The organism is Rhodopseudomonas parapalustris (assembly GCF_053772255.1).
This window is the reverse complement of record NZ_JAMKBZ010000004.1, coordinates 116989-129934: the sequence shown is the minus strand read 5'-3', so window position 1 is coordinate 129934 and position 12946 is coordinate 116989. Positions and strand designations below refer to the sequence as shown.

Sequence of the window (12946 nt, the reverse complement as noted above, 5' to 3'; positions counted from 1 at the left end):
TGTTACACTCATCACAGTCTGATTGCGCCGCGGGCGATGCGGCCAAAGAGGTCGTCGTCGAGCGTTACGTAGCGGCCCCCAGCGGCATCGGCGACATAGAGTGGATCGATCACCATGCTCGGGTCGAAGCCGTCGTCGATCAGCGTCCGTTTGGCCTGCTTGAAGGTGCCGGTGAGATCGAGCGCCGGTCGCAGCCGCAGGAACAGCGGCCGGGCATAGACCGGCAGCCGCTCGGCAAGATGCCGATGCAGCGTGGTGAGATCGAATCCGCCATTCGTCACCAGCGCCGCCATCCCGGCGCGGCCGTCGCAATGCGGGACGCTGACGCCGTAGACGCAGGCGTCGATCACGCCCGGGCAGGCGGCCAGCGTGTCGGCGACCTCGCTCGCCGCGACATTCTCGCCCTTCCAGCGGAAGGTGTCGCCGATCCGGTCGACGAAGCGGAAGAAACCCTTGGCGTCCTGCAGTATCAGGTCGCCGGTGCGGAACCAGGCATCGCCCGGTGTGAACACGTCGCGCAGGATCTTTCGCTCGCTGTCGCCGTCGTTGGTGTAGCCCTCGAACCGTCCGCCTCCGCGCTCGGCTTCGCCGATCCGGCCGATCGCTTCGCCGGCCTCGCCCCGTGCGCAGCGGATGCAGCGCCCTTGTTCGTCGCGCAGTGGCAGACCGGTATCGAAATCGAACTTCACCAGCGCGGCAGGAAAGCGATGTGCCAGAAACGACGGCAGCCGCCCGATTGCGCCCGGCTCGCCCTCGACATTGTAGAGCGAGAAGTTGCCTTCAGTAGAGGCGTAGAATTCGAGGATATGCGGGATTGCGAACCGCGCCTGGAACGCCTCCCAGACGTCGCCGCGCAGTCCGTTGCCGCAGGCGAGGCGCAAACGATGTCGCGCTTCGTTCGGCGAATGCGGCGTTTGAATGAGGTAACGGCACAGCTCGCCGATGTACTGAAACAGCGTGCAATCGTAGCGGACGATATCGTCCCAGAACCGCTGCGCGGAAAATTTCTCGGCGATCACCACCGAACCGCCGGCCATCAGCAGGCTGCCCGTCGCGACCACGCCGCCGACGCTGTGATAGATCGGCAGGCAATCGTAGATGCGATCATCGGGCGTTACACCGGTGAGGCCGGCGAACCACCCGGCCCAGCTCATCACCCGGCGATGGCTGACCCGTGCTGCCTTCGGCAGTCCGGTGGTGCCGGAGGTGTAGATCAGCAGCGCAGGATCGTCGATGGTGACGGTGGGACGTTCCTCCGCAGTCAGCGGACCGTGTTTCATCATCCCGAGCGCGGTGGAGAAGTCGTGTTCTGCGTCGCCGCCGTCGTGCAGCCATGGCCGCGGCATTGGTGCCAGATATGACTGTGCGCTTTCGTAAGCAGCGCTCAGCTCGTTCGCGACGATGATGTGATGGGGCTTGGCGACATCGATGCAATGCGCCAGCGAGTTGCCGGTGAGCTGGGTGTTGAGCAATGCCACGACGCCGCCGACCTTGGTGATGCCGAGCCAGATCGCCAGATAATCGGCGCGGTTAGGCATCAGCAGCGCAACGGTGACGCCTTTGCCGACGCCGTTGGCGAGCGCCCAGCGGGCGATGCGATCGATTCGGGTAGCTAGTTCTGCGTAGCTGAACTGCTCGTGGTCCGACAGCAGCGCAGGGGCATCCGGCGTGCGCGCCGCCCAATCAGTAACGGCGTCGCACAGCAGGCGCCGAGGCTCGCGCTCGATCCGTGCGGTGATCTCGATCGCGTTCAGCCAGCTCTTGGCGACCGATGGTCGCGCGCGCGTCTTATCGGGAGGCGGGATCGCTGCGGCAGCATCCACGGTCATCGACATCAATTCCGAAAGTTCGTGGCGAGTTTGAGCGCAATTGTAGGCGAATGCGGTTGGCGATTTGTTGCGAGGGACTTGGAGAAGCGCGTTTAGGGTAAACAGATTCAATTCGCCTAAAATTGTAGTCAAATGCGCAAGTGAAATTAGGGTTAGTTTGTCATCGTCTTTGAAATGTGTTGTCCGCTAATGCGGTGCGTTCTAGCAAAGAGGAGACGCGGAGTTCTGTGTAGGACGCGCAGCCGCGGCGAAGGGAGGACAGCTCATGCGCAACGAGACGCTTGCCATCCACGCCGGCTACGAGCCCGATCCGACCACCAAGGCGGTCTCCGTACCGATCTATCAGACCGCGTCTTACGCGTTCGACAGCGCCGACCACGGCGCGGCTCTGTTCAATCTCGAGACCGAAGGCTATCGCTACTCGCGGATCTCCAATCCGACCACCAGTGTGCTGGAAAAGCGTGTGGCCGAGCTGGAAGGCGGTGTCGGTGCGCTGGCGGTGGCGAGCGGGCAGGCGGCGCTGCATTTCGCCTTCGTCAATCTCGCCGATCACGGCGGCAACATCGTCTCAGTTCCTCAATTGTACGGCACCACGCACACGCTGTTGTCGCACATCCTGCCGCGCCAGGGCATCACCGGGCGGTTCGCTGCCAGTGACAAGCCCGATGACATCGCCAAGCTGATCGACCGCGATACGCGAGCTGTGTTCTGCGAAACCATCGGCAACCCCGCCGGCAACGTCTGCGATATCGAAGCGATCGCTCGAGTGGCGCATCGCAATGGCGTGCCGCTGATCGTCGACAACACCGTGGCAACGCCGATCCTGCTCAAGCCGATCGACTACGGCGCCGACGTCGTGGTGCATTCGCTCACCAAGTTTCTCGGCGGCCACGGCACCACGCTCGGCGGCGCCATCGTCGACAGCGGCCGGTTCGATTGGGCCAAGCAGCCGGAGCGGTTTCCCGCATTCAATCAGCCCGATCACTCCTATCACGGTATGATTTACGCCGAGCGGTTCGGGCCGACCGCCTATGTCGAGCGCGCGCGTTCGATCTATCAGCGCACCATGGGGTCGGTGCTGTCGCCGTTCAACGCCTTCCTGCTGCTGCAGGGGATCGAGACGGTGGCGCTGCGGATGGAGCGCCATGTCGAGAACGCCCGCAAGGTCGCCGAATTCCTGCGGGACGACCCGCGCGTGGCCTGGGTCAATTACACCGGCTTTCCGGACAGCCCGTATTATCCGCTGGTGCAGAGATATCTCGATGGTCGCGCCTCGTCGCTGTTCACGTTCGGGATCAAGGGCGGGATGGAGGCCGGCAAGGCATTCTACGATGCGTTGAAGCTGATCACCCGGCTGGTGAACATCGGTGACGCTAAGTCGCTCGCCTGCCATCCGGCTTCGACCACGCACCGCCAGATGTCGGCCGAGCAGCAGCGTCAGGCCGGTGTGCTGCCGGAGACGATCCGGTTGTCGGTCGGGATCGAGCACATCGCCGATATCATCGAGGATCTCGATCAGGCGTTGGCGCAGGCCAGCAGTTCACTGCCGCGTCAGGCGGCGGCGGAATAGGCGGCACTGCGCGCATGACCTTGCTGTTCGACAGCGCCGATCCAATCGCCAGCCCGGCGCTGGCGCCGGTCGACGGGGAGCGGCTCGAAAGGCCGGACCGCCGTAGACCGATCGAGATCGGACTGGTCAATAACATGGGCGATGCGGCGCTACGTGCGACCGAACGGCAGTTCGCCCGGCTGCTGCGCGATGGTGCCGGTGCGCAGCGGGTAAGGTTGCATTGCTTCGCGCTGCGCTCGGTGCCGCGGTCGGCGGCTGCCCGCCATCGTATCGATAGTCTGTATTCCGACATCGGCGATCTCGGTCGCGTGCAGCTCGACGGTCTGATCGTCACTGGCGCCGAGCCGCGCACGCTGGCACTGCATGACGAGCCGTATTGGGACGAGTTTCGCCATCTGGTCGATTGGGCCGAGGCGCATACGCGCTCGACGATCTGGTCGTGCCTTGGGGCTCATGCCGCCGTCCTGCACCTCGACGGCATCGAACGACGCCGGTTGCCGCTGAAGTGCTCCGGTGTCTACGCGACCGAAGCCGTGCGCGCCGATCCGTTGCTGGCCGAGCTGCCAGTGACGGCACGGGTATCGCATTCGCGGCTGAACGATCTCGATGCGGACGAATTATCGCGCGCCGGCTACGACGTGCTGACGCGTGTGGACGAGGCCGGTGTCGACGTGTTCGGTCGCAACGCCCGCAGTCGGATGGTGTTCTTTCAGGGACACCCGGAATACGACGCGGTCATGCTGCAGCGCGAATTCCTACGCGATGTCGGGCGCTACCTCGCTGGCGAGCGCGACGACTATCCGGCCGTTCCGGAGAACTATTTTTGTCCCGAGACCGAAGCGCGGCTTGCATCGTTTCGGCTTCGCGCGCGCGCGGATCGCCGGCCGGACGTGATTGCCGAACTGCCGCAGTTGGCGCTGCGACCTGGCCTGACCGAAGCGCTCGAGGCCACGGCGGCATCCTTGTTCCGCAACTGGCTGTCGTTGCTGGCAACCGAAGTCTGATTTCTGCGTTCACCGATCTGCGAATGATCGAGCCAGAGGCGCAATCGCCCGGCGCTGCGAGCCCGGCCTCGGTGCCCGTTATTCCGCCGGCTGAGACAGCCGGCGCCGCCGCCATCCCGTCAGCAGCCGCAGCACTGAGCCGTCGATTCCCGCGAGCTGGATCGACGCGCTGCGCATCAGCAGCGCCAGCGTGATGAACGATATCGCGGTCGCCGCGACCGCGCCGTCGATCCCGAACAGCGGGATCAGGACGAAGAAGCCGACCGCGCGCATCAACACGGTGCCGCCGATGATCGCCAGATAACGCCCCTCGTGGCCGGTCAGCATCAGGATCGAGCCGCACGGTCCTGATGCCGCGACAGCGGCGGTGCCCGCGGTCAGGATCGCAAGCGCGCCATAGTACGGCACATAATCGGCGTTGAAGAAATACAGGATCCAATGGCCGCCGCCGAGTACCACCATCAGTCCACCGGCGACGACTGCCAAGGTCACGAGCGCAACCGAGTCGAGCAGGCCATCGAGTTCGCGATGCTGGCGGCTGTAATACAGATGCGGGAAATGCCGGGTCGAGGAGATGTATACCGCGGCTGTCGCCATTGCGAAAGCGTTGGCGATCCGGGTGGTGACGAAATACGCGCCGGCCACGGTTGGGCTCATCAGATAGCCGATAATGACGACGTCAGCGTATTGATTGGCGGCCTCAAGGCTGCTGGAGACCCACAGCTTGGCGGAGCGTGCGCTCCAGGTGCGCAGCTCGAACGCCGAGCTCGATCGTGCGAAATGCGGGAACTGGGCGTGTACCCGGCGGCGCAGCAGCGTCATCTGCACGATCATGGTGACGCAGGAGGCTGCAGCGATGGTCAGGAAGATGATGTGGATTTCGATCGTGGCCCCGGTTACGACGCAACCGAGGAGGTAGATCGCCGGACAGGCCGCGACCATCAGGTAAGTCAGGCCGTCGCTGACACCGACGCCGACAGCACTGCGCGTAACGTGTGCGGAGATCAGCAACAGCGAGAAACACACCAGGTACAGGGTCGTCGATGTCGCCAAGAGGGTGTCGTGCTCCAAAGACACCCAGAAGAAGAAGGGGAGGCTAACCAAAATGGCGCCGGCAAGACTCGCCAGCGTGGTGAAGATCATCGCGCCCTTCAGCTTCGGTTCGTCTCCGGCGCTAGTGTATTCACTCCACGACCGCATGACGAAGATCTGCTGGCCGAAGGTCGCCACCACGCTGAGCAGCCCGGCGGCACTGAACAGCATCGAATAGGTGCCGAAATCGTGACCGCTGAGAGTCCGAGCGGCCAGCGTCACCAGCCCGAGATTGACGATGGTGATCACCACGCGCAGCGCGAACGCGCCAGTCATGGCGCGAATTCCGACGTTGTTGCGCAGGTCGAGCAGTCTTGCGAGCGAAGGGCCGAATTTCAAAGTCATCAACCTCGCCCGACCGACGGGCTTGCGGATTTCAAGAAGGAGCGCGAAGGCGGGAACCATCGACCGCCGATCAGGTTCGCCACGTCGACATTCCTGCCGCTACCATCCTGGCGCACTGTGGCAACTTATCGTATTTGAACGGCCTGCGAGACAATACCGGGCGACAATCGTCGAGGACGGTAAAGATGCTCGCGGACTCGACCGAAGCGGGGGCGCTTTGGGATTAACCATCGGCTCACCAGCGCGGATATCGAATCTATGAACCATCGTGTCGTCAACCTCGAAACGCTTCTTCGAATGGCAGCCTGGTTGTGTCTGGCGGGAATCGCCTTCGCGACCCTCAGCCCAATCGGCCTCAGGCCGACCACCGGGCTGTCGCCGTCGATCGAGCGGTTCGTGGCTTTCGCCCTGGTCGGAGCGTTGTTCGCGGCAGCCTACCCCCGCTATATTCTGTTCGCTGTGCTGATCGTGCTCGGTGCCGCGGTGTTGTTCGAGTTGTTGCAGGTGCTCGAGCCGTCGCGCCACGGACGGCTGTTCGACGCCAGCGTCAAATTGGCTGGCGGAACCTTTGGTCTTGCCGCAGGATCGATCGTCGGTCGGTGGCTGCGCGACCGCTGAGGGAGCCGGGCCCAAAGCGTCAGCGGGCCGCGACAGCGATCGGATCGTTGGCCCGCGCCATCGAGCGAAGCGGCTGCAGCTTGGGCTGAATCACGCTGCCGTCGATCAGCTCGAGCCGGCCGCATCGATTCAGTGTGTGCAGTTTGCGGCCCGGCCAACGCGGTCCCGGCTCGACGATGTGGCGCACGGTCTGGGCGAAGGTCTCGGGCGACAATGCGGTGATCTCGGCAAGGCCCAGCGCGCTGCCATAGCCACGGGTGCAATCCTGCACCGGCCGCCATAGCCGCCCGTTGCGCCGGACGAAGTGCCCAGCGGGACGGGCGCTGGCGCGATCGACCAGCGCTGGCCGGTTCGCATGCGGCCGCCACGGTCCGAACAGATCGTCCGCGACGTAGATCGACAGCGTGTCGGAATAGCCGCCGTCGCCGTCGTCGTCGCGGGTGGCGCCGAACAGATAGTGCAGGCCGTCGTGCTTCAGGATAGTGGCATCGGCGAGTTCGATGCCGGACAGAAGCGTGGTGTGCCGCTCCCAACGACCGGGAAACTCGACACAGCGATAGATCGAGACTTCCTTTCGCGCACTACTCTCCGGAATCATCCAGAGTTCGCCGCCATGCTTGATCAGGAAGGGGTAGGATAGGTGCCACGGCTCCTCGAGCACCGGCACGACTTCGCCGATCGGACCGTTTTCGCCGAATTCGACCGCCGAGATCGTGCCGACGCCGACGCGATGGTCGAGGTCCTCGAAGAACACGAAGGTGCGGCCCTTCCAGGTCATCGCGAACGGATCAGCGTAAAACCGGTTCGAAGGACTCGGAAGTGCCTGCCAGCCGGGCCCGGATAAGTCGTGAGAACTCCAGATCCCGGCATCATCGGTATAGCGCCAGCCGATCCGCCAATGCGGCGCGTAGCAGCACAGCCGGTAGATCGATTTGGCGACTGACATTGCAAGGTTGCGGGCGACGAAGCCGGGAGCCGAGCGGGCATGGCCCAGATTGGCGCCGTCGCGGCCGATGCTCGGCTTTCGGGGGCCACTTTCCAGCACACCCTTCAGCAGCGTTCCTGTGCGTGCCATGGTGGCGCCGAGCGCGCCGCCGAGACCGCGGGCGTTTTCGCCGGACGGCTGTCCGGACCACATCACCGCGCCGCTGACTTCGTCGCAGATCTCGATCACTGGCAGGTCGCCCGCGAGAATCGCCGCCAACGCGGCGTCTTCGCCGGCATGGCCGTCGAACAGCGGGCGTAGATACAGCCGGGCGTCGCAATCCGTTTTGCGCGGTGCTGCGGTGAAGTCGATTACGACCTCCGGCTCGCCGTGCGAAAGGGGGAAATCCTGGAGCAGCGCCGGCTCGGCGTCGCCGCCGCAGCGACGGCCACGCCGCAACAGCATCCGTTCGAGATCGAGCAGCGCTTCGAGCCCAGCCGGACGCTCGGTGGACGTCGAGACCCAGATTGCCTGCAGCGTTCGCTCCCCTCCCGACAGCAACCCGAGCAGGTGCCGCATCCACGCTCTGGGCCGTTGCTGGTCGAAACGCAGCTCAACAATCATCAGAAATCCGTCGCACCTAGGTCGTTTGTTCGAGAATTCGGACGTACTCGTCCACCATGGCGTCGACAGAGTATCTGCTCTTCAAGCCTTCGCCACTGCACTGAAGTCGCACCCTGAGCTCCGGATCGTCGAGAACTGCCGAAATTGCACTGCCGAATGCGGCCGGATCGGCTGCATCGACCAGCACCGCAGCCGGCTCACCCTGATAGGCCAGTACCTCGCGCAGCACCGGCAGGTCGTTGGCGACCACCGGCACGCCGGCATGCGCGGCCTCCACCGCGGCCAGTCCGAAGGTCTCGGCGAGCGAGGGAAACACGAAAACGTCGAGGCATGCGAGGAAATCGGCGACCTGCTCCGGAGTGAGCTCACCGAGAAAGAACACACGATCAGCGATGCCGAGTTGATCCGCCAGCGCGCGTAGCCGTGCTTCGTCCGGTCCGTGACCCGCCAGTGCCAGCCGCCAAGCAGGATGGGCCGGCAACACGCGGATGGCGGCGTCGAGCTGCTTCAGCGGATGCAGCCGTGCTGCGGTGCCCAGTATGACGCCATCGGTCGGCAGATCGAAGCGTTGGCGCGCCGCGGCCTTGGTCAGCACCGAGTGCTTCTGATCGAAGCCGTGCGGCACATGAACCAGACGCTTGCGATAGGAGTCTGGATATCGCGAATAGTCGCGCAGCATATCGTCGGAATTCACCGTGATGGTGCGGAAGATGCCGAAACGCCCCATCATCAGGTCGAGTCTTTGCAGCCAGCCCGGCATCGTCAGACGCGCCGAAACTTGGTTGGCGATCACCGGCGCCGGACTCACCAGCCGTGCGATCACACCGCCGATTGCGTTGCCGTAGTGTTGGAACGTCAGGATCGCATCAGGACGCGTTGCACGAATCTGCCGACCTAGCGATATTATAAAGCGAAGGAACGACAGCGGGGCGCCGGGGCGGCGAGGCGCGCAATAGGCCGTGTTGGCCGGTTCGTCGAAAGCGCGCGATTGCCTGAAGAAGAACAGGCTGTGCACATCGTAGCCGCGTGCTGCCAACCCGGCGCCGACGAGGCGAGAGATTTCCTGGGCGCCGGCGTTTTCGGCCTGAGTCTGGATCAGCAGGACGCGACGTCCGTGCGCCGAACTCCTACGGGATTCACCGTCGCTGCGGTGAGCGGCAGCATGCGGTGAAGCGCAGCCCGTCACGAATGCGTGGTCGGATCGGCTGATCGGATCGGTCACGCGCTTCGTCTCCTCGCCTCGTGCGTTCCGCAAGTCGATGTTGCAGCAGTTGGTCGGTTAACAAAAGGTGCACATGCTGGCATGGGAGAAGTTGTACACGCTTGAGGCTGCGGGTGCCCAACTTCATCGCAGCTCGGTTAATCGGTCCAAAAGTGTACATTCGACATTGTGCGGCTTTGCACGGGCGTGGCGGACCGGAACATCGATTTACCATTTGGCAATCAATGCCTTCTGCGACCCAGAAGTAACTCGTGCTTAACCGTAGATATTTACTTTGTTGCAGTGGTGAGCCGGGGCAGGGCGGTTGGTGTGGAGTATGCGTATGTCGGGTAGCCTACCAGGCCGAGATGCGGCGAAGCCCGTCGTGCGCCCGACCTTGGACGTTTGGGAAAGTCCCGATCGGCTGCCGGTCGGTCAGACCGAACTGATCAAAGGCAAGCTGACGCCGGCCGTGGTGACCGCGTTTTTGCGTGGCAATTTGCGGCGGATCGCGGCGCTTGCAGGCGCGCTATTCGTGCTTGGTCTGATCGTCCTGTGGCTGATTCCGGTGCGCTATGCGGCGACGGCCCTTGTGATTGTGGACCCGCGTGAGCAGCGCGTGACGACCGATCAGGAGGTGCTGACCGGAATCGGGCAGGACGCCGCCGCGCTGCAGAGTCTGATCGAGATCGCCAAGTCGGACGGGTTCCTCGGGCCGCTGGTCGAGAAGCTGAAAGTCGCCGAAGACCGCGAAATCGCCGGCAACGAGACCGATCCGGCGCGGGTGCTGGACCGATTTCGCAAGCATCTCGAAATCGCGCGGCGCGGGTTGACCTATGTGATCGAAATGACCTTCGTGGCGAAGGACCCGCAGCGCGCAGCGTATTACGCCAATGCCGTGGCTGAAGCCTTTGTCGCCAGCCAGACCAGGGTCCGCACCATCGCGGCCGACGAAGCGGCGGCGTGGCTGAACAGCCGGTTGAAGACGCTGAACCAGACCCTCCGAGCGTCCGAAGATGCCGTGGCGGCATTCAAGACGCAGTATCGCATCGTCGACGCCGGCCGCGAGAGCACGACACGTCAGCTCCGCGTCACCGAACTGACGCAGCAGGTTTCCGCCGCGAGGTTGCGCACTGAGGAAGCGAAGAACCGCTACGAACAGGCGCAACGCGATCTGAAATCAGACGTCGACGGATCGACCGGCTCGAAATCTGATCTTGTCAGCGTGCTGCGAACTCAGCGAACACAGCTCAACGACCAGATCGCGCAGAAGCGTGCGGTGCTCGGTGATCGCCATCCCGATCTGGTGATTGCGTATAACCAGCTCGCCGAGCTCAATCGCCAGATCGAGGCCGAGCGTAAACGCAACCTCGCCAGCGCCAAGTCTGATTATCAAGCCTCGCTTGATCAGCAGAAGGCGCTGGAGCAGCAGTTGAAGTCGCTCGAGAGCGAGATGCTCGGCGACGATCAGGCTTCGGTGAAGCTCAAGGAGCTGCAACGCGAAGCTAACGCCAATCGCGCCATCTACGAGCAGTTTCTGGAACGCTACAACGCAACCAATCAACAGCGTCTGCTGCAGGCGACCCAGACCAAGGTGGCGTCGTTCGCGACCCCGCCGACCCGGCCTACGCGACCGTCATTGCTGGTGCTGATCGCCGCGATCGCGATGGCGTCCCTCCTGGTGTCGATCGCCATCATCGCGATTATCGCTTCTATGTCGGACCGAGCCGAGGCGGTCGACGATTCTGGTCCGCCCGACGATGCAACGGCGGCTGTGCCCGTCGAGGCCGTGGCTGCACCGACACCCGCCACGATACCTGTGCCCGCACCTGAGTCGGCAGAGGCTGAGGCGGAGCTCAAGCCAAAGGCAGGGGCAGAGCCAAAGATAGAGGCCAGAGAATCGACTGCGGACAATGCCAATCTTCCGATCATGGCGCGCATTCCCGATCTGGCCGGGGTGCGCACCCTCGGCGGCAAGCTGGCCATGCTCAATGGTGAGCGCCGACTGACTCACTATGTGGTCGGGCTGCTCGATGCGATCGGCGTCAAGCCGTCGCAACGCGGCAAAGTCGTGCTGGTGACATCGGTCGTTGCTGGGGCTGGCAAGAGCTCGGTGGCCCGTGCATTGAATGCGATCGCGATCGATCGTGGTCTGCTCAGCGTGGTGATCGAAGTCGCTGGACAATCGCGAACTGTCCCTTCGGCATCGGCCACAGATGCCGAGCCGGGCACGGGAGCGCAGGTCCGGGCGCTGAAGACCACGGTCCCGTCGGTGATCCGTCTCATTTCACCGACGTCCGACACCTCCTCTCTGAGCGACGTGCGCAGCGAGTTCGATCTGATCCTGATCGACGCGCCCGCCTTGGCCGAGCAGCCGGATGTCGTCGAGATTGCCGTGCACACCGATCTCAGCTTGCTGGTGGTCGATCCCACCGTCACCGAACGCGGTGCCGCGGTGGAGGCGCAGGCGCAGTTGTCTCGTCGCAGCCCGATGCCTGTCGGCGTGGTGGTCAACAAGGCAGGCGCCCATCCGGCTTCGGTCACGGCGACGATCGCCGCCCGGCTGGCGAGTTGATAGGCGTCCGGCGCTTGGCTGCCGTAGGTGCGATCACTCGCATCTTCGTCGGGATGGTGATGCTCGTCTGGGCCACGCAAGCCGATGCGCAAGGCCGTTGCACCGGACCGACATCCGGCGTTCCTGCGCAGACGATCGCGGCGCTCGCTCGCGGCGTCAACGTCTCGAACTGGACCGAGAATGCACGCCTGCAGGGACCTAGCCTTGAGCTGCTGCGCGCAGTGCGCAGCGCCGGCTTCACCCACATCCGTCTTCCGGTCGCCGGCGATCTGGTGATGCGTGCATTCAGCCCGCAAGCCGCCGTGGAGCGGCAGCTCGCCGGCGTCGATGCGGCGCTTACAGAGCTGATCGGGTTGGGTTTTCATGTTTCGGTCGATTTGCACTCCGGGGAGAGCTTCGGCCGACTGCACCGCGACGATCCGAAAGCCTCGATGGCGGCGATGACCGATGCGTGGGGAAGCCTTGCCTCCGTTATTCGCAAGCATCCGGCCGAGCGAGTGTTCGCCGAATTGCTCAACGAGCCGGATATCGAGCCGGGCCGTTGGCAGCGCGAGGTCGAACAACTCGCCGCCTTCGTGCGCGGACAGTTGCCGCAGACCACGCTGATCGTCGGGCCGACCTATTGGCAGCGTGCCGACTCGCTGCCGCAGTTCCGCCCGCTCGCCGATCGCAACGTTGTCTATGCGCTGCATTTCTACGACCCGATGGTGTTCACCCATCAGGGCCATTGGGATCCGGCCAATCCGCTCAGCCGGATTCACGATCTCCCGTTTCCACTCGTGGCGGACGATCCGGCCGTGCGACGGCTGCGCAGCGAGCTGACCGCGCGCGGCGACAGCGAGGCGCTGCAGGAGCTCGAAAAGGCGATCACGCAAGCCGGGGCGCCGAACTATGTGGCGCGCCAACTCGTTCCCGCAGTGGCGTGGCAGGAGCGCTATGCGCGGCCGTTGATCATCAACGAGTTCGGCGTGTTCAAACAGGCGGCGCCGCGCGGCAGCCGACTGCGTTGGCTGGGATCGGTGGTGGATTCGGCGGAAGCCAATTGTTGGGGTTGGACCTATTGGGAGCTCGATCAGGGCTTCGGTCTGACCGATTCACGCACCGGTCGTCTCGATGCCGGGGTGGTCGAGGCGCTGATGCATCCGCGCTGAGCGGCTCGCCCG

General features: G+C 64.0%; 10 protein-coding genes. 5 read left to right on the top strand and 5 right to left on the bottom strand.

Annotated elements, in window-relative coordinates:
* Positions 1 to 11: 11 nt before the first annotated feature.
* The gene (locus M9H71_RS05460; RefSeq protein ID WP_455404065.1) at positions 12 to 1829 is read right to left on the bottom strand and encodes a long-chain-acyl-CoA synthetase; all 1818 of its coding nucleotides are present in this window, start codon (positions 1827 to 1829) and stop codon (positions 12 to 14) included.
* Between the two features lie 265 nt (positions 1830 to 2094).
* Between M9H71_RS05460 and M9H71_RS05455 the strand changes: the two genes are divergently transcribed.
* On the top strand, positions 2095 to 3399 hold the full coding sequence (locus tag M9H71_RS05455; protein WP_455404064.1) for an O-acetylhomoserine aminocarboxypropyltransferase/cysteine synthase family protein: 1305 nt from the start codon (positions 2095 to 2097) through the stop codon (positions 3397 to 3399).
* A 14-nt stretch (positions 3400 to 3413) separates the two neighbouring features.
* Entirely contained in the window at positions 3414 to 4403 is a 990-nt protein-coding gene (metA, locus tag M9H71_RS05450; protein ID WP_455404063.1) for a homoserine O-succinyltransferase MetA, read from the top strand.
* Positions 4404 to 4481: 78 nt separating this feature from the next.
* Here metA and M9H71_RS05445 read toward each other — a convergent pair whose 3' ends face one another.
* Positions 4482 to 5840 carry a lipopolysaccharide biosynthesis protein gene (locus M9H71_RS05445; protein ID WP_455404062.1) on the bottom strand — a complete coding sequence of 453 codons (1359 nt, stop codon included), beginning with the start codon at positions 5838 to 5840 and terminating at the stop codon, positions 4482 to 4484.
* A gap of 258 nt (positions 5841 to 6098) precedes the next feature.
* Here M9H71_RS05445 and M9H71_RS05440 point away from each other — a divergent pair, with 258 nt between their 5' ends.
* A complete protein-coding gene (locus M9H71_RS05440; RefSeq protein ID WP_455404061.1) occupies positions 6099 to 6458 on the top strand; it encodes a hypothetical protein in 360 nt (119 codons plus the stop codon).
* A gap of 19 nt (positions 6459 to 6477) precedes the next feature.
* Here the strand turns inward: M9H71_RS05440 and M9H71_RS05435 are convergent, their stop codons facing one another.
* The 3 genes from M9H71_RS05435 to M9H71_RS05425 all read right to left on the bottom strand — a co-directional run bounded on the left by M9H71_RS05435 (position 6478) and on the right by M9H71_RS05425 (position 10016).
* The gene (locus tag M9H71_RS05435) at positions 6478 to 8007 is read right to left on the bottom strand and encodes a glucosamine inositolphosphorylceramide transferase family protein (RefSeq protein WP_455404060.1); all 1530 of its coding nucleotides are present in this window, start codon (positions 8005 to 8007) and stop codon (positions 6478 to 6480) included.
* Between the two features lie 16 nt (positions 8008 to 8023).
* The gene (locus M9H71_RS05430) at positions 8024 to 9229 is read right to left on the bottom strand and encodes a glycosyltransferase family 4 protein (RefSeq protein WP_455404059.1); all 1206 of its coding nucleotides are present in this window, start codon (positions 9227 to 9229) and stop codon (positions 8024 to 8026) included.
* A gap of 508 nt (positions 9230 to 9737) precedes the next feature.
* On the bottom strand, positions 9738 to 10016 hold the full coding sequence (locus M9H71_RS05425) for a hypothetical protein (protein ID WP_455404058.1): 279 nt from the start codon (positions 10014 to 10016) through the stop codon (positions 9738 to 9740).
* A gap of 30 nt (positions 10017 to 10046) precedes the next feature.
* Between M9H71_RS05425 and M9H71_RS05420 the strand changes: the two genes are divergently transcribed.
* A complete protein-coding gene (locus M9H71_RS05420; RefSeq protein WP_455404201.1) occupies positions 10047 to 11783 on the top strand; it encodes a GumC family protein in 1737 nt (578 codons plus the stop codon).
* A 14-nt stretch (positions 11784 to 11797) separates the two neighbouring features.
* Positions 11798 to 12934 (top strand): glycoside hydrolase family 5 protein, encoded by a 1137-nt coding sequence (locus M9H71_RS05415; RefSeq protein WP_455404057.1) that lies wholly within the window; start codon positions 11798 to 11800, stop codon positions 12932 to 12934.
* The last annotated feature ends 12 nt before the right edge of the window (positions 12935 to 12946 follow it).